Below are 17879 nucleotides of genomic sequence, written 5' to 3'. Positions count from 1 at the left end.
CGTTCCCGTCACGCCGAGGCGGGCGCTTCCACTGTGATGGTCGTCCGCGCAGGTGAGCGGCACAAGATCCGCACCTCGAGGTCCCTTACTTACCCGCACGTCAGCGAACTGGTCAGACGCTCGAGACCGCGGCACGGAGTGACGCGCGTCATGGTCGACGCGGAGTTCGGGGTGTTCCACGCCACTCTTACGCCGTATGGTCGCGGGTGTGAACGACTGCGTCTTCTGCCGCATCGTGGCGGGCGAAGCTCCGGCGACCAAGGTCTTCGAGGACGAACTGCTGTGCGCATTCCTCGACATCCGGCCCATCGCGCGTGGGCACACACTGATCGTGCCGAAACGGCACGCGACCGAACTGGAAGACCTCGACGCCGATCTCGGCGCGCTGGTCTTCCGCGCCGGGCACCGCATCGCGCTGGCCATGCGGCGCAGCAGTCTCGCCGCCGACGGCGCGAACTTGGTGCTCAACGACGGCAGAGCCGCGTTCCAAACCGTTCCGCACATCCACCTGCACGTCATCCCGCGCAGGCACGGCGACAAGCTCAGCTTCGCCAAGGGCTTCCTGCTGCGCAGGCCGCACGACCCGCAGGGCACCGCCGCCGCCATCCGCACGGGCCTCGCGACACTCACGCGACAGGACGACGCCGAAGACGTGGGCACCGAGGAAGGAACACAGGCATGACCGAGGCAACGACGGAGCGGGCCGAGCTGACCGAGCTGCTGACCGAGCAGTGGGAGGCGATCGCAGCGCTGGTCGCCGATCTGCACGAAAACCGTTGGCGCACCCCTTCGGAGCTGCCGGGCTGGACCGTGTTCGACGTGGTCGCGCACGTGGTGGGCACCGAATCGTTCCTGCTCGGCGAGAAGCCGCCGCCGCACGATCCGATGCGCGAGAAGATCGACGTCCGGTCGCTGCCGCACGTCCGCAACGAGACCGCGGTGCTCAACGAGATCTGGGTCGACCGGCTGCGCCCGCTGCCGGGGGCGCGCCTGCTCGAGCTGTACCGCGAAGTCACGGACCGGCGGCACAAGGCGCTGAACGAGATGGACGACGCCGAGTGGACGACGCCGACGATCTCCCCGATCGGCCAGGTCCCCTACGGCCGGTTCATGCGGGTGCGGTTGTTCGACTGCTGGATGCACGAGCTCGATATCGCCGACGCGCTGGGCGTCCGGGTGACCGAGAGCGGCAGGCGCGCGGAGCTGGCGTTCGCCGAGTTCGCCGGGTCGATGCCCCGCGTGGTCGCCAAGCTCGGCAAGGCGCCCGCCGGATCCCGCATCGCGTTCGTGCTGACCGGAGCGCTGCCGCAGACCCTGCGCATCGCGGTCGACGAGCGCGCCGCCTACGTGGACGCCTTCGACCGGCCCGCCGACGTCGAGATCACCATGGACTCAGGGCTTTTCGTGCGGCTGGGCGGCGGCCGTCGCAGCGCGGCCGACCACCTCGACAACATCGCCATCGCGGGCGACGAAGAACTCGGCGCCCGCTTGGTCCGCAATCTGGCGTTCACCCTCTGAGCCGGTGCGACTGTTCCTTTCCAGCTACCGGTTCGGCAACCATCAGGATCGGCTCGCCGCGCTCGTCGGTGCGCCGGGCCGGGTCGCCGTGATTCCCAACGCATGTGACGCCTGGCCCACGGCGTGGTCGTCGGCGGTGATCAGCGACCTGGTGCCGCTGCGCAAGCTCGGATACACACCGGAGGTACTGGATCTGCGCGACTACGTCGGGCGCGCAACGGAACTGGAGCGGCGGCTCGCCGAGTTCCCGCTGCTCTGGGTGCGCGGCGGCAACACCTTCGTGCTGCGCGCCCAATTCGCCCGCAGCGGAGCCGATCTCGCGCTGACCCGGCTGCTCGCCGCCGACGCGCTGGTCTACGCCGGATACAGCGCGGGCGCCTGCCTGCTCACCCCGGACCTGCACGGCCTGGAATCGATGGACGATCCCGCCGAGGTGGAACCGACCTGCGGTGTCGAACCACGCTGGGACGGACTGGGTTTGGTCGATCGCAGAATCGTCCCCCACATCGACTCCCCCACCGACCCGGAGGGCCTCGGCAACCGACTGGCCGCCGAATACCGCGCGACCGGCACCCCCCACTGGGCCCTCACCGACGCCGAGGCAATCATCATCGACAACAACCACATCGAACTCTTCCGCTGACCGCTTCTCAGCGCTTGGCACACACCGCGTTCACCGGGCACATAGGCACCGGCTGTGTGCGAAGCGCGGACGGTGTGTGGGAACGATCAGACCGCGCGAGCGGGCGTGGGGGTGGAGCGTTTCCGGAAGACGATCCAGCGCATGGTGCTGTACATATAGAGCGCCTCGCAGGCGCCTGCGAGCAGCCGGGCCAGGTGGTATTCGAGGCCGAGGGCGGTCAGTCCGCCGCCGACGCCGAGGATGAAGGCCAGGTAGTTGACGATGACGACCACGACGTACACCGCGGCCTGCCTGCCGACGGGGGCGTGCGAGTGGAAGTTGAAGGTGCGGTTGAGCACGAAGGCCAGTCCGAACGCGCAGATGTAGGCCAGCGTGATCGAGACCGGCACCGGCCAGTTCCACCAGCCGTGGAACATCGTCAGCAGTACCAGGTCGACGCCGAAGGTGAAGCTGTTGATCAGTGCGAAACCGAGGAAGGTCGCCGGGACGATGCGGTCCAGACCCCACGGCAGCCGCGCGACGACCGACTCGCACCATCGGGTGAACCGGTCGGCAAGGGAGTCGGCGGTGACGGCCAGGTCGTGCACGCGGCCAGCATGGCAGCGGCAGGTGACCGCCAGGTGAGCTGTTGGCAAACCGGCGGGATCTCGGATCAGCCGATCTGGCCCAACGGCTCCGGGCGGTCCAGTCCCGACCACGCCATCAGCCAGCGGCGGCGGGTGACATCGTCGGCGTCGGCGAGCAGCGCGTCCAGCAGGATCCGCGGGTCGCGGCCCCACTGCTCTTCGACCGTCGCCAGCGCTTGCTTGCCGAACAGCCCGGACCGGTCGAGGGCGCTGAGCCAGCCATCGAACTCACCCGCGTGGATTCTCCGCAGCGCCTCCAGATCGACGGCGCCGTCGGCGAACTCGTCGGCGAACAGCGCACCGATGAGTTCGCGGTAGTCCGGTGATTCGACCCGCATGCCGTCAACCCTCCGATTATGTGGCAGGTCCCCCGAATGGTCGAACGATCCGTCGGCCGTCCGCGTCCCCCGTCACGACGACGGCCGATCCGCGCACGGCGAGCCCCTGCACCCGCGATTCTTGCCCGACGCGCCGCGAATTGCCAGTCCGGGCGTACCAGTCGCCCGAAACGGCATAGTGTGGACAGGCGTGGACCTGCATGAACTCGTCGCCGCGCTGCCCGAGGGCGCGGTGCTCACCGACCTCGATGTGCTGACCGGTTACCGGCAGGACTGGGCGCGCGATCCTGACGCGGGCATGCCCGCGGCCGTCGTCCGCGCCACCACGACCGAGGATGTCGCCGCGACCCTGCGCTGGGCGGACGCGCACCGGGTGCCGGTGGTCCCGCGGGGCGCGGGGTCCGGCCTGTCGGGCGGCGCGACCGCGGTGGACGCGGGCATCGTCCTCAGCACCGAGCGGATGCGCGCGATCACCGTCGACCCGGTCACGCGGACCGCGGTCGTTCAGCCGGGTCTGCTGAACGCGGAGGTCAAGCGGGCGGTCGCCGAGCACGGGCTCTGGTATCCGCCGGATCCCTCGTCGTTCGAGATGTGCTCGATCGGCGGCAACGCGGCCACCAACGCGGGCGGGCTGTGCTGCGTGAAGTACGGCGTCACCACCGATTACGTACTCGGCATGGAAGTGGTGCTCGCCGACGGGACTCCGGTGCGGCTCGGCGGGCCGCGGCTGAAGGATTCCGCCGGGCTCTCGCTCACCAAGTTGTTCGTCGGCAGCGAAGGCACGCTCGGCGTCATCACCGAACTCACCCTCCGGCTGCTGCCCGCGCAGCCACCGCAGAGCACGGTGGTCGCGAGTTTCGCCTCGCTCACCGCCGCCACCGAAGCCATCCTCGGCATCACCGGCACACTGCGGCCGTCCATGCTCGAGTTCATGGACACGATCGCCATCAACGCCGTCGAAGACGAGATGCGGATGGGCTTGGACCGCGGGGCCGCCGCACTGCTGGTCGCCCGGTCCGACGCGCCGGGGAAATTCGCCGCGCGCGAGGCCGAGATCATCGTCGAGGCCTGCGAAAAGGCAGGCGCCACCGAGGTTTTCCACACCGAGGACGCCGAGGAGGGTGAGGCCTTCACCGCGGCGCGGCGGTTCGCGATTCCGGCGGTCGAGAAGCTGGGATCGCTGTTGCTCGAGGACGTCGGGGTGCCGCTGCCGCGCCTCGGCGATCTGGTCACCGGCATCGCCGCCATCGCCGAACGCAACGACGTGACCGTCTCGGTGATCGCGCACGCGGGCGACGGCAACACCCACCCGCTGATCGTGCACGACCCGGCCGACGCCGACAACACCGCCCGCGCCCACCTCGCCTTCGGCGAGATCATGGACCTGGCCATCGCCCTCGGCGGCACCATCACCGGCGAACACGGCGTCGGCAGGCTCAAGAAGGCCTGGCTGCCCGACCAACTCGGCCCGGACGTGATGGCGTTGACCAGGCGGATCAAAGACGCGCTCGACCCGCACGGCATCCTGAACCCGGGCGCGATCCTCTGACGCGGAACTCGTGCACCCGGCTTATACACTCGGCGCATGCTGTCCGCGGCCACCCTGATCCTCGTGCTCGTCGTTGCCGTGCTCGCGGCGGTCGGCGGGATCGTCGTCTTCGTCGTTCGATCCGGCGGAAGGTCACGCACATCGTTCGCGCCCGGCTGGTACCCCGACCCGTCCGACGCACGGCTGCTCCGCTATCACGACGGCCGCGACTGGTCCGCCGCCACGCAACCCCGTCCCTGACGAAATCCGGAACATTCCCTCGCACGAAGGAGTTGGCAGTTACATGTCCACCAGACTCGAGCACAACGCCGCCGACACCCGATTCGAGATCTACGTCGACGACACCCTGGCCGGCTACGCCGACTACGCCGAGCGCGAGGACGCCAAGGTCCGCGACTTCCACCACACCATGACCTTCCCGGAGTACCGCGGGCAGGGCATCGCGGCCAAGGTGGTCGAGTACGCGCTCCAGGACTCCAGGGACACCGGCTTCTCCGTGGTGCCGACGTGCTGGTACGTCGAGAAGTACATCGCTGATCACGGCGAGTACGCGACCCTGGTGGCCTGAGACGTAACCCCGGCGATCGAAGTCAGCCGCGCTCCCTCAGGTACTCGGCCAGGATCGGGCCGATCACCGCGAGGGCCTCTGGCCTGGTCAGCCGGTTGTGTTCGTGACCGGTCTGATGATCGAGGATCGCGCCGCCGACATACGGCCGCCAGGTATCCACGTTGGGCCCGTAGCCCGGCCGGGAGCTGGTGCTGCTGAAGAACAGCACGTCACCGTCGAACACACCGGGCCGGTACTCGGCCGCCTGCCGGACCAGTTGCTGGTAGTCGAGGTGGAGGCGTTCCAGGGCCGCGGCGTCGAGCGCGCCGAGAGCGCCTGCGGCCACCGCGCCAAGGGCGCCGTCCGGCCCAGCGCCAAGGGCGCCGTCCGGCCCAGCGCCAAGGGCGCCATTCGACCCAGCGCCCAAGGCGTTCTCACCACCGCGCAGAAGTTCGGCGGCGCGCTCGGCCAGCGGCTGATCTCCGGCGAGCAGGTCCGGATCGATGCCGCCGAACTCGGCGAGCAAAGCCTCCGGCGGCGGCATCTCCGTGGCGCTCTCGGGTTCCACGTCGGCGCGACCGTCGATGATGACCAGCGCCGATACCGTCGCGCCGCGGTGCTGGAGTTCGACGGCAACGGCGTGCGCGAGCGGTCCGCCCGCCGAGTAGCCGAGCAGACGGTACGGACCGTCGGGCTGAACGGCCTGCATCTCGTCGGCGTAGCGTGCCGCGCGTTCGGTCAGCGACATGTCCGGCTGCTCGGCGGCGACGCCGGGCGATTGCAGCCCGTACACCGGATGGCCGGGATCCAGATGACGAACCAATCCCGCATAGCCCCAGGCCAATCCGATCGCCGGGTGCACGCAGAACAGCGCGGGTCCGCTGCCCGAGGGCCGCATCGGCAGTAGCGGCAGCAGCGCGGGATCCACGCCGCCCGGCCCGGCCTCCCGCTGCTCGACGATGCGCTGGGCCAGCGCGCCCGGCGTGGGATCGCTGAACATCCACTGCACAGGCACGGTTTCGCCGAGTCGTTCACGCAGCTCGGTGACCAGGCGGATGGCCACCATCGAGGTGCCGCCGAGCTCGAAGAAGTTGTCGTCCAAGCCGACCCGGTCGGCGTCGAGCACCGTCTCGAAGGCGCTCACCACCGCCTGCTCGGTCCGGGTGACGGGCGGCCGGTAGGGCAGGTCGGTGTGGGGCTGCGTCAGGTTCGGCGGCGGCTCGTAGACGACCGTCCCCGGCGGGGCCGTGACGTCCAGTTCACCGAGCAGCAGGCCCGGATTCGCGGTGACGGCGTCGAGCACCTCAACGTATCGATCGGCGAAGGTCTGTGCGGTGGACTGCTCGAACAAGTCGAGGGCGAAGGTGAGGGTGCCGCGCATACCGGCAGGCGCTCCCTCCTCGTCGAAGTGTTCGGCGAGCATCCACTCCAGATCGAACTTCGCTCCCACCGTGGGCATTTCGAGCGGACGGACGTCGAGATCCGGCAGTCCGCCCGGTTCCCGCTCGAAGTTCTGGAAGACGAGCAGCACCTGGAACAGCGGATGGTGGGCGGTGGAGCGGGCCGGTGCGAGCAGCTCGACCAGTCGCTCGAACGGCAGGTCGGCGTTGCCGAAGGCGTCCAGATCGCTGTCTTTCGTTGCGGTCAAAAGGGTTTCGAAGGGGTCCTCGGGGCGCACACGGCTGCGCAACACCAGTGTGTTGACGAACATGCCGACCAGCTCGTCGAGTTCGCCGTCGCCGCGCCCGGCGATGACCGAGCCGATCGCCACGTCCTGCTCCTCGGAGAGCCTGCCGAGCAGCACGGCCAGCGCGGCGTGCGCGACCATGAAGATACTGACGCCGTGCCACCGGCAGAGCTGCCGAATCCGTTGCTGCACAGCGGCATCGACGTGGAAATCGACCGTGCCCGCGCGGTGGGTGGACACCGTGGGCCGCGGATGGTCGCTCGGCAGGGTCGAGACGTCGGGCAATCCGTCCAGCGCGCCGCGCCAGTACTCCAGCTGCCGGTGCGCGACGCTGTCAGGATCGTCATCGGCGCCGAGCAGTTCGTGCTGCCACAGGGCGTAGTCGGCGTATTGCAGCGGCAGCGGCGACCACTGCGGCGCGGCGCCCGCGCGACGGGTCGCGAAGGCCACCATCACGTCGCGGGTCAGCGGCGCCAGCGACCAGCCGTCGGAGGCGATGTGGTGCATGACGACCACCAGCACCGTCCGCCCCGGACCGAGACGCAGCAGCGAGACGCGGATCGGGAGCTCGACGGTGAGATCGAAGCCCTTGGCGATAGCCGCGGCGACCCGGCTCGGCACCGTGTCCGGGTCGGCATCGGAAATCCGCACCGGCACATAGGCGTCCGCCAGACCGCGGACGTCCTGATACGGCTCGCCGTCGGCGTCCACCGGATACACGGTGCGCAGCGCCTCGTGGCGGGCGAGCACGTCCATCAACGCCCTCTGCAGGATCGCCGGATCCAGTTCCCCTTCCACCTCCACCGCAATGGGCACATTGTGCGCCGGCGACGCGGGGTCGTAGCGGTTGAGGAACCACATCCGCCGCTGCGCCGCCGAGAGCGGAACGCGGGCGGGACGATGACGCGGACCGGGTCGCGGACCGGGGGCCGCGGCCGCGGTGCGCACCGCTACGGCCAGTTCGGCGACGGTCGGGGCGTCGAAGACCATGCGCACCGGAACGCGGGTGTCCAGCGCGGCGCCGAGCCGGGCGGCGATCCGGGTCGCGATCAGCGAATTGCCGCCGAGCGCGAAGAAGTTGTCGTCGAGCCCCACCCGCGCGACGCCGAGCAGCTCGCCGAATGTCTCGGCGACGACGCGCTCGGTGGGCGAGTTCGGCTCCCGGAACCGACCCGCGCGAATATCGGGGGCCGGGAGAGCGCGCCGGTCGAGCTTGCCGTTCGCGGTGCGGGGCAGCGCGTCCAGCACGACGAGCGCCGACGGCACCATGTACGACGGAAGCCGCTGGGCAAGGGAAGTTTTCAGCGCCTCGAGGTCGATCGCCGCGACCTTGGACGGCTCGGCGTCGCGCGCCTCAACGTCCCGCGCCGCGGCCTCGACTACCTCAGCCTCACGCGCCGCGGCGTCAACTGTCTCGGCGTCGTGCGCCTCTGCCTCAGCCTCTGCCATGTGTGTCCCGGCCTCGAGCGCCCCAACATCGAGCGCCTTCGCTTCGAGCGCCTCCACGCCGAGCGTCCAGGCCTCGAGCGCCTCCCTACCGAGCGCCTCCGCCTCACGCGCCCCGGCATCGACTGCCTTCGCCTCATGCGCATCCACGCCGTGCGCCTCAGCATCGAGCACCTCGGCATCGACTGCCTCAGCCTCACGCTCCCCTGCCTCAGCCTTGCGCACTCCGACCTCGCGCGCTTCCGTATCGAGAGCCTCCGCCTCGCGCGCCCCAGCATCAACTGCCTCAGCCTCACGCGTCTCCACGCCGAACGCATGCGCGTCCCGCACCTCGGCGTCCAGAGGCTTGGCCGCGCGTGCCTCCGTACCGAGCGCCCCAGTCTCGGGCGCCTTCGCCTCACGCGCCTCCACGCCGTGCCCCTCCGCCTGACGAGCGTCCGCGTCGAGCGCCTCCGCACCGTCCGCGTCCGCACCGCGCGCTTCGGCGTCGAGCGCCTCGCCATCGTGCGCCGCGGCGTCCAGAGGCTTCACCCCGTGCGGCACCACGTAGCCGACCAGCAGCTCGCCCACGGCCGGATCGGTGTACACCGTTACCGCCGCCTGATGCACCGCGGGGTCGCTCGCCAGGGCCGACTCGATCTCGCCGAGCTCGATGCGCAATCCGCGCAGCTTTACCTGTAGGTCGCCGCGGCCCAGGTAGTCCAGTGCGCCGTCGCGCCTGCGCACCAGGTCGCCGGTGCGGTACATGCGTTCGCCCGGTGTGCCGTAGGGGTCGGCGACGAATCGGGACGCGGTCAGTGCGGATCGGCCGTGGTAGCCGCGCGCGAGGGCATGGCCGGATAGATACAGTTCGCCGACGACGCCGTCCGGCACCGGGTGCAGCCGCTCGTCGAGGACGCGGACCGCGAGGCCCGGGGCCGGGCCGCCGATGGTGATCTCGTCGCCGGGCCGCAGGGGTTGGCTGCCGGTCGCCCAGATCGTGGCCTCGGTGGGGCCGTAGTCGTTGAAATGCAGGCGATCCGGTGCGGCCCACTGCTCGACCAGTTCCGGCGGGCACGGCTCGCCGCCGGTGATGATCGCGCGCAGCGCGGGTTCGGGGCCGAGTGCCGCGGCATCGACCGAGCCCAGCGCCGAGGGCGTGAGGGCGATATGCGAAACACGCTCGCGGGCAAGCAGTTCACCGAGTTCCGGCCCGCCGTAGGCGGTGGGACCGGCGATCACGAGCGTGGCGCCTGCGCCGACGGCCATGAGCAGCTCGAGCACCGCGGCGTCGAAGCTCGGAGACGCCACGGCGAGCACCCGCGAGTCCGCCGTGATGCGCATCCGATCACGTTGGGCGACGGTCAGATTCGCCAGGCCTTCGTGGGTGACGACGACACCTTTCGGCCGCCCGGTGGAACCCGAGGTGAAGATGACGTAGGCCGGGTTCTGCCAGCGCACCGGTGCCGTCCGTTCGGTGGCGGCGATCGGCGCACCGGCGGTCGAACTCACCAGATCGGTCGTGCCCGGATCGTCCAGCGCGAGCCAGTGCACCGGTGGCTCGCCGGAGGTCTGCGCGGAATCGTCGAATCCCGAGCCCGGCAGCGACGGCGCGACCTCGCGGACCGTGACCCCGAGCCGCGCTCCGGAATCGTCCAGGATCTGGGTGATCCGCTCGGCCGGGTAGGCGGGGTCGATCGGCACGAACGCGGCGCCGGTCTTGGCCACCGCCCACACCGCGAGCACCGCGTCCAGCGAGCGCCGGATGGCGATCGCGACCAGCCCCTCCGGGCCCGCTCCCGCGCCGATGAGTACCCGCGCCAATCGATTGGCATGCTCGTCGAGTTCGCGGTAGGTGAGCCGGGTGACGCCGTCGATCACCGCGACACCGTCCGGGTTCGCCTCCGCCGCGTCCGCGAGCAACCGCGACAGCACGATCGGCTCAGCCATAAGAGGGCAGGCCGGGATTGCAAGGGCCGTACGCTCTTCCGGGTCGAGCAGGTCGACATCGCCCACCGGCGCCTCGGGATCCGCCACGACGGCACGCAGCAGCCGCAGCCAGCGGTCCGCGAGCCGGTCGACGGTGTCGTGATCGAAAAGATCTGTGGCGTAACCGAAGCGGACCGTCAGGCCGGATGTCTCGTCCGGCGCCACCGTGACGCTCAGGTCGAAACGCAGGCTCTGCTGTTCCAGCTCCACCGCGGCCACGTGCAGATCGGGCAGCGTGAGTTCCACCGGCGCGAGATTCTGGAACACCAGCATGACCTGGACCAGCGGGTGCCTGGCCGCCGAGCGGGCGGGATCGAGCACGTCGACGAGGCTTTCGAACGGGATGTCGGCGTGTGCGAAGGCGTCGAGATCGGTGCGCCGCGTCCTGCCGAGCAGTTCGGCGAACGACGTGGCGGGGTCGATCTCGGTGCGCAGCACGACGGTGTTGACGAACATGCCGACCACATCGTCCAATTCGGCCGCGCCGCGACCGGCGACCGGCGTGCCGATCGCGATATCCGGTGTGCCGCTGAGCCTGGCGAACAGGGCCGCCAGCGTGGCGTGCAGCACCATGAACAGCGAACTCTGGTTGGCGCGGCCGAGTTCGTCCAGCGCGGCGGCCACTTCGGCGTCGACGGTGCGCAGCACGGTGCCCGCGCGCAGCGACGGGATGGCCGGACGTGGCCGGTCGGCGGGCAGTTCCAGGCGGTCCGGCAGGCCGCTCAGTGTGGTGGTCCAGTAGTCCAGCTGACCGGTGAGCATCGAGGCCGGGTCGTCGGAGGAACCCAGCCGTTCCCGCTGCCAGAGCGTGTAATCGGCGTACTGCACCGGCAATTCGGTCCAATCCGGGACCGCGCCGTGGGAACGCGCCGCGTAGGCGGCGAGCACGTCCCTGGCGAGCGGGCCCATGGAGAAACCGTCGGCGCTGATGTGGTGCACCACCACGACCAGGACGTGCTCGTCGGCGGCGACGCGGAACAGGCGCAGCCGCAACGGGACCTCCGCGGCCACATCGAAACCCGTTGTGACGCAGTCTGCTACCGCGGCGGGCAGCTCGTCCGCCGCGATCGCCGTCGGCTCCGGGTCCAGTTCCAGCGCATCCGGCGGCAGCACCACCTGGTAGCCGACACCGTCGCGCGCCGGGTACACGGTGCGCAGTGCCTCGTGCCTGGCCAGCATATCCGACAGCGCCGAGCGCAGGGCGGCGATGTTCAGGTCGCCGCGCAGGCGCAGCACCGCGGGGATGTTGTACGCGCCGGACGCCGGGTCGTACTGGTTGACGAACCACATCCGCTGCTGGGCGGGCGCGAGCGGAATCCGCTCGGGGCGTGGACCGGAGCGAGGCCCGATGCTCGGCCGCGCGCCGTCGCCCGCCGCGGGCAGCCGGGCCGCCAGCGCGCGCACCGTCGGCGCCTCGAACAGCAGCCGGACCGGAACCTGGATGTCCAGTGCGGCGCCGAGCCGGGCGGTCACCCTGGTCGCGGACAGCGAATCGCCGCCGAGGGCGAAGAAGTCGTCGAACGCGCCGACACCGGGTCGATCGAGCACCGCGCCGAAGACCTCGGCGACGACGCGCTCGACGCCGATCGGCGCCACGTATTCCACGGCGACGCTCTCGGGTTCGGGCAGCGCGCGCACATCCACCTTGCCGTTGCCGGTCACCGGCAGGACATCCAGCACGGTCACCGCGGCGGGCACCAGGTGGCGGGGCAGGCGACGAACCAGCTGGTCACGCAGCCGCGCAGCGTCGAGTTCGGCGCCCGCGGCCGGAGCCACGTAGGCCGCGAGCGCCAGATCACCGGTGGGTCCCCGCCGCGGCACGGTAACCGCCATCGCGACCCCCGGCACCGCGCGCAGCACCGCGTCGACCTCGCCGGGCTCGACCCGGATGCCGTGCAGCTTCACCTGGGAGTCGTTGCGGCCCAAGTACTCCAGGCTGTTCCGCGAGACGCGCCGGACCAGGTCGCCGGTGCGGTACATCCGGTCGCCGGGAGCGCCGAACGGAGTGGGCACGAACCGCGCGGCCGTGAGCCCCGCGCGGCCCTGGTACCCGCGTGCCAGGCCCGGGCCCATCAAGTAGAGCTCACCGATCGTGCCGACCGGTGCGGGCCGCAGCCAACGGTCCAGCACGACCAGCCCGAATCCGGGCATCGGTGCGCCGAGACTCGCGACCTCGCCGGGCACGAGGGCCGCGCTGAAGGTCGCGGCGACGGTCGCCTCGGCCGGGCCGTAGGAGTTCATCATCGACCGGCCCGCGCCGACCCGGGCGGTGAGCTCGGGCGGGCAGACCTCGCCGCCGGTGACCACGGTGCGCACGCCGTTCCACGAGGCGGTCGAGAGCGTGGCCAGCACCGCGGGGGGCGCGATGACGTGGGTCACCTCGTTCGCCACGATCACGGAGGTCAGCTCGTCGCCCGCGGTCGCCGCGGCAGGCGCGACGACCAGCGTGGCGCCGGTGTAGAAGGTGGACAGCCACACCAGTGTCGCGGCGTCGAAGTTCGGGTTCATGCTGAGCAGGACGCGATCGCCGGGCCTGGCCCGCATGCGCGCCGCCGTGCCCACCGTGAGCCCGCCGAGTCCCGCGTGGGTCACCATGACGCCCTTGGGCGTTCCGGTGGATCCCGAGGTATAGATCAGGTAGGCAGGATGTTCCGCGCGCAGCGGGCGCAGCCGGTCGGCGTCGGTGACCGGCGCGTCGGAATGGTCCGGCAGTTCCGCCCACAGCGCCGGATCGTCGAGCAGCAACCAGGAGACCGTGCCGGGCAGTCGATCTCGGTGTTCCACGGTGGTAACACCCAGCGACGCTGCGCTGTCGGTGGCGAGCGCCGCGAGACGGTCTTCGGGATGGTCGATGTCGACCGGGACGAACGCGGCGCCGGATTTCGCGATCGCCCAGACCGCGACGAACCAGTCGACCGACCGCGGCAGCGCGAGCAGCACCCTGGTCTCGGGACCCGCCCCAGCTGCGATGAGCTTGCGGGCCAGGCGATTCGACCGAGCGTCGAGCTCCGCGGAGTCGAGCGCCACCGTGTCCGATTGGACAGCCACCCGGCCCGGACGCACGCCGGAGCGCAGTAGATCGGGCAGCAGCCGCATCGGCTGCGGCCGCGAGCACATCACGTCGGCGCGCTCCACGCCGGACACGGCGGCGGCCTTGCCCGCCGGATCGGCGGCCATCCGGTCGAGCATCCGCACCAGGCGCGCGCCGATCGCGTCCGCCTCTGCGGCGTCGAAGAACCCGGTGGCGCAGCTCAGGATCAGCCGCAGGGTGTCGCGCGCGTGCGCGGCCAGGGACAGCGGGTAGTGGGTGCCGTCGCGGCCGCGGAAGTCACGCACCCGCAGCGCCGCGTGCTCGGCGGCACTGCGCAGCGCCGCCGCGTCCACCGGATAGGACTCGTAGACGATGGCGGTGTCGAACAGCACGCCGAGCCCGGTGGCGGACTGGATCTCGTTGAGCCCCACCGTGTGATGGTCGAGCAGGGCGCCCTGCTCGCGCTGAACCCGGCGCAGCAGGTCGCCGACCGGCTCGGCCGGATCGAGGGCGATGCGCACCGGAAGGGTGTTGACCAGCATGCCGACGATTCGCTCCGCGCCGGGCAGATCGGCGGGGCGGCCGGAAACCGTTGCGCCGAAGACGATGTCGGTCGCACCGGTCAGCTCGGCGAGCAGCATGCCCCATGCGCACTGCACCACCGTGTTGAGGGTGACGCCTTGGTCGGCCGCCATGCGCTGGAGGGCCAGGCCGCTCTCCGGCGTGAGCGGCAACTCCAGATCCAGTTTCCCGGAGCCGGTGCGCAGCGGGGTGCGGCCCGCGGTGACCAGCGACGGGCCGGGCAGTCCGGCCAGCGCGTCCGACCACGCCGCCATCGCCGCGGGCCGGTCTCGGCGCGTCAGCCATTCCAGGTAGTTGCGGTAGGAGACCGACGGCGGGAAACCCGTGCCGTCCCCGCCGGTTTCGTACCGCGCGAGCAGTTCGGCGAGCAGCAGCGGCATGGACCAGCCGTCGAGCACCAAGTGGTGGTTCGTGACGAGCAGCCGGATGTCGTCCGCGCCGCACCGCACACACACGAAACGAACCAGCGGCGGGTGCGCAGGGTCGAACGGCGCGGCCAGCTCGCGGGCCGCGAACGCGTCGAAGTCGGCGGGATCGACTTCCACTGTGCGCCAGGGCACCTCGACATCGGCGAGCACGATTTGCACCGGCTCGTCGACGCCTGCCACGAACGCGGTGCGCAGCGCCTCGTGTCCGCGCACGGTCGCGGTGGCGGCGGCCGCCAGGCGCTCGATGTCCACGTCACCGTCGAATTCGAACACAGCCTGCACCGAGTACTCGTCGACACGGCCCGCCGACAGCTGGCTGTGGAAGAGCAGACCCTGTTGCAGCGGGGCGAGCGGCCACACGTCCGCCATGGCGGGATACCGTGCGGCCCAGGCATCCAGCTGTCGTTGGCCGACGGACACCAGGGGCAGATCCGACGGCGTCAGCCGACCGGCATCGGGCTCGGCCACCTGGCTCGCCAGCTCTTCGAGCGCGGAGATCCATTTCCCGGCAAGGGCTTCCATCTCCGCGCTGTCGACGATCGCCGAGGCGTAGCGCCACACCGCGTGCAGCGCCGAACCTTTCGGTCCGTCGACCACCACCGCGTCGACGGCCAGGACCGCCGAGGCGGGCAGCTCGGCGCCGCCGCCACCGCCGAGGCTCGCCGCGAGCGACACCGGCAACCACGGCACCGCGTTCTCCGTCGCGTCCGCGTCGCCCTCGGCCACCTGGCCGAGGTAGTTGAATCCGAGCTGCGGGTGCGGTGCCGCGCCGAGGACGGCGGCGGTCTGCGGGTTCGAGTGCCGCAGGAGGCCGAAGCCGATGCCGCCGCGCGGGACGGCACGCAGCTGTTCCTTCACGGCGGCGAGCGCGTCCAGCGGACCGGCGTCGCCGATGTCGAGCCGGACCGGGAACTGGCTGGTGAACCAGCCGACGGTGCGGGAAAGGTCGGCGCCGGGGATCGCGGCCTCGTCGCGGCCGTGCCGCTCCAGCATGACCAGTGTGGGACTCGGCTCCGCGCGATGTGCGGCGAGCGCCGAGGCCAGCGTGGCGAGCAGCGCCTCTTCCATGCCGCAGCGATAGGTGACGGGCAGCCGGTCGAGCAGCGTCGCGGTGGTCGCCGCGGGCAGGCTCAGTTCGAGGCGGTCGAGGGTGTCGCCGGTGTCGACGGCCGGGTCGAGCGCCCGGCGGCCCAGCGGCGGGTCGGGGGTGGCGAGCACGGCGGACCAGTAGCCGGCCTCGGCGGTCCACGGTTCGGTGGTCGCCGCGGTGGTGAGTGCGTGCGCCCACGTGCGCATGGAGGTGCCGACGGACGGCAGTTCGGGCGTCTCGTCGGCGTGCGCCTGGGCCCAGGCCGAGATCAGATCGGCGATCAGGATGCGCCAGGACACCGCGTCGACGGCCAGGTGGTGGATGACGAGCACGAGCCTGCCCGCGCCGTCCGGGCCGGGATCCAGCCAGGTCGCCGCGACCATGACGCCCGCATCGGGCGCCAGCCGCGCGGCGGCCGCCTCGATGACGGATTCGGTGCCGGCGCTGTCGATGTCGGGGCAGGGCACCCGGACGAGCACCGTCTCGGGTGCGATCGTCCCCGGCGGCGCGACCTCCATGCCGCCGCGAACCACCCTGGCGCGCAACATGTCGTGCCGGTCCAGCACCGCGCCGAGGGTGCGCGCGAGTTCGGGTTCGCTCAGGCCCGCGGGCAGGGCGAGCACCATGGACTGACTGAAGCGCTGCCATCCCGGCTGTTCCAGCAGCCAGTCCACGATCGGCGTTCTCGGCAGGAAACCCACACCGCCGCCGGGCAGTTCGTCCAGCACCGCCCGCTCACCGGGCGCGGTGACCACCGACGCCAGCGCGGCGGGCGTCGGGTGCTCGAACACGTCACGCGCGGAGAACACCAGACCGGCCGCCCGGCCGCGCGCGACCAGCTGGATGGACAGGATCGAATCGCCGCCGAGCGCGAAGAACGAGACGTCCGCCCCGACCGCAGGCACGCCGAGCACCTCGGCGAACAGCGCGCACAGCGCGCCCTCGACCTCCGTCGCCGCCGTCCGCGGCGCCGCCTCGACCGCGGGCTCGGGCAGCGCTCGCCGATCGACCTTGCCATTGCTGGTGAGCGGCAAGGCGTCCAGCACGGTGATGGTGCCGGGCACCATGTGGCCCGGCAGCCTGCGCATGCAGAACTCCCGCAGGCGCGGCACATCCAGCTCGGTGGGCTGCGAATCACGGTGCACCGGAACGACATACGATGCCAGCATCGCGCGGCCGGAGGCGCCGGTGCGGACCACCGTCACCGCGATCTCCACCTCGGGATGCGAATCCAGCACCGCGTCGACTTCGCCCGGCTCGACGCGCATTCCGCGCAGCTTGACCTGGAAGTCGCTGCGCCCCAGGTATTCCAGCACCACGCCATCGGAACTCGCGCGCACCGCGTCGTCGAACGGTTCGGCCGAACGCCAGCAGACGAGGTCACCGGTGCGGTACATCCGGGTGCCGCGTGGGCCGAACGGGTCGGCGACCAGCCGATCCGCCGTCAGGCCCTGGCGTCCCGCGTAACCGCGAGCCACGCCGGGTCCGCCGATGTAGAGCTCACCAGGCGTGCCGATCGGCACCGGGCGCAGCCGCCGGTCGAGCACCATCAGCCGCGCGCCGGGCACCGGCCGGCCGATGCCGGAGGGGCGCTGCGGGTCCATGGGTTCGGTGAAGGTGGCCGCGACGGTGGTCTCGGACGGCCCGTAGGAGTTCACCAGCCTGCGCCCGGGACCGAAGCGCGCCACCAATTCCGGCGGGCAGATCTCGCCGCCGGTGGACACCGCGACCACGCCGTCCAACGCGCCCTCCGGCAGCGTCGCCAGCACCGCCGGCGTCGAGCACACCTGGGTGATCCCGAAATCGGCCACCGCGGAGGTCAGTTCGGCGCCCGCCATGGACTCGCCACGACCGATCACCATCGTCGCGCCGGTGCCGAAGGCAATGAGCAGTTCCAGCAGGGAGGCATCGAAACTCGGGTTCAGACAGTGCAACACGCGCGATCCGACCTCGGGCCGGTAGGCCTCGCGCACGGCGGCGGCCAGGCCCGCGATCCCCGCGTGTGTGACGACGACGCCCTTCGGCACACCGGTCGACCCGGAAGTGAAGACGACGTAGGCGGTGTGGTCGAGACGGACCTCGCCGTGCGGGCGGAATCCGGTCGAATCACCCTCTGCCGCTGTCTCATCCACAGTGGGGCGCGACCCGTCGGCGCTCGATGCGAGCGCGTCCAGAACGGGCGCATCCGTATCGATGTAGATCCACTCCACCGAATCCGGTAGCCGCGACGCCAGATCACGAGTCGTAATACCGAGGCGCGCACCGCATTCCGCTGCCATCTTGGCGACGCGCTCGGCCGGATTCCCGGTGCCGACGGGTAGGTAGGCCGCGCCGGAACGCACCACACCCCAGAACGCGAGCACCGATTCCACCGAGCGCGGCAGGGCGACCAGCACGGCGTCGTCGGGCCCCGCGCCCCGCTCGGC

General features: G+C 71.2%; 9 protein-coding genes. 6 read left to right on the top strand and 3 right to left on the bottom strand.

What is annotated here, in order from left to right:
• Positions 1-208 precede the first annotated feature (208 nt).
• Genes NL1_RS30350 through NL1_RS30340 form a run of 3 tightly spaced genes read left to right on the top strand, consistent with a single transcriptional unit; the run spans position 209 to position 2161 of the window.
• Positions 209-682 (top strand): HIT family protein, encoded by a 474-nt coding sequence (locus tag NL1_RS30350; RefSeq protein ID WP_084511152.1) that lies wholly within the window; start codon positions 209-211, stop codon positions 680-682.
• Positions 679-1518: a maleylpyruvate isomerase family mycothiol-dependent enzyme gene (locus NL1_RS30345; protein ID WP_067846552.1), complete on the top strand. Its 840-nt coding sequence runs from the start codon at positions 679-681 to the stop codon at positions 1516-1518. The genes NL1_RS30350 and NL1_RS30345 overlap by 4 nt, the downstream gene beginning before the upstream one ends.
• A gap of 4 nt (positions 1519-1522) precedes the next feature.
• Complete coding sequence (locus NL1_RS30340; RefSeq protein ID WP_067846549.1) at positions 1523-2161, top strand: Type 1 glutamine amidotransferase-like domain-containing protein; 639 nt, start codon at positions 1523-1525, stop codon at positions 2159-2161.
• Positions 2162-2247: 86 nt separating this feature from the next.
• Here the strand turns inward: NL1_RS30340 and NL1_RS30335 are convergent, their stop codons facing one another.
• Together NL1_RS30335 and NL1_RS30330 are read right to left on the bottom strand one after the other, a co-directional pair.
• Positions 2248-2739, bottom strand: a complete 492-nt coding sequence (locus NL1_RS30335) for a GtrA family protein (RefSeq protein WP_067846610.1) — start codon at positions 2737-2739, stop codon at positions 2248-2250.
• Between the two features lie 74 nt (positions 2740-2813).
• Complete coding sequence (locus NL1_RS30330) at positions 2814-3125, bottom strand: hypothetical protein (protein ID WP_067846546.1); 312 nt, start codon at positions 3123-3125, stop codon at positions 2814-2816.
• A gap of 190 nt (positions 3126-3315) precedes the next feature.
• Here NL1_RS30330 and NL1_RS30325 point away from each other — a divergent pair, with 190 nt between their 5' ends.
• Genes NL1_RS30325 through NL1_RS30315 form a run of 3 tightly spaced genes read left to right on the top strand, consistent with a single transcriptional unit; the run spans position 3316 to position 5242 of the window.
• Positions 3316-4674: an FAD-binding oxidoreductase gene (locus NL1_RS30325; protein ID WP_067846543.1), complete on the top strand. Its 1359-nt coding sequence runs from the start codon at positions 3316-3318 to the stop codon at positions 4672-4674.
• A gap of 36 nt (positions 4675-4710) precedes the next feature.
• Positions 4711-4914 (top strand): DUF2510 domain-containing protein, encoded by a 204-nt coding sequence (locus tag NL1_RS30320; RefSeq protein ID WP_245673652.1) that lies wholly within the window; start codon positions 4711-4713, stop codon positions 4912-4914.
• A gap of 43 nt (positions 4915-4957) precedes the next feature.
• Entirely contained in the window at positions 4958-5242 is a 285-nt protein-coding gene (locus tag NL1_RS30315; RefSeq protein WP_067846539.1) for a GNAT family N-acetyltransferase, read from the top strand.
• A 22-nt stretch (positions 5243-5264) separates the two neighbouring features.
• On the opposite strand, the gene NL1_RS30310 is transcribed toward NL1_RS30315, so the two are convergent.
• Positions 5265-17879: non-ribosomal peptide synthetase (locus NL1_RS30310; RefSeq protein ID WP_067846536.1), on the bottom strand; the 12615-nt coding region annotated here is incomplete at its 5' end.

Origin of the sequence: Nocardia lijiangensis NBRC 108240 (genome assembly GCF_001613045.1) — a bacterium.
GTDB lineage: Bacteria > Actinomycetota > Actinomycetes > Mycobacteriales > Mycobacteriaceae > Nocardia > Nocardia lijiangensis.
The sequence above is the reverse complement of the archived record's forward strand: the minus strand, read 5'-3'. Positions and strand labels throughout refer to the sequence as shown.

Coding starts and splice junctions, on each gene's coding strand:
- NL1_RS30315 (WP_067846539.1), top strand. CDS start 4,958: ATGTCCACCAGACTCGAGCACAACGCCGCCGACACCCGATTCGAGATC.
- NL1_RS30330 (WP_067846546.1), bottom strand. CDS start 3,125: ATGCGGGTCGAATCACCGGACTACCGCGAACTCATCGGTGCGCTGTTC.
- NL1_RS30320 (WP_245673652.1), top strand. CDS start 4,711: ATGCTGTCCGCGGCCACCCTGATCCTCGTGCTCGTCGTTGCCGTGCTC.
- NL1_RS30345 (WP_067846552.1), top strand. CDS start 679: ATGACCGAGGCAACGACGGAGCGGGCCGAGCTGACCGAGCTGCTGACC.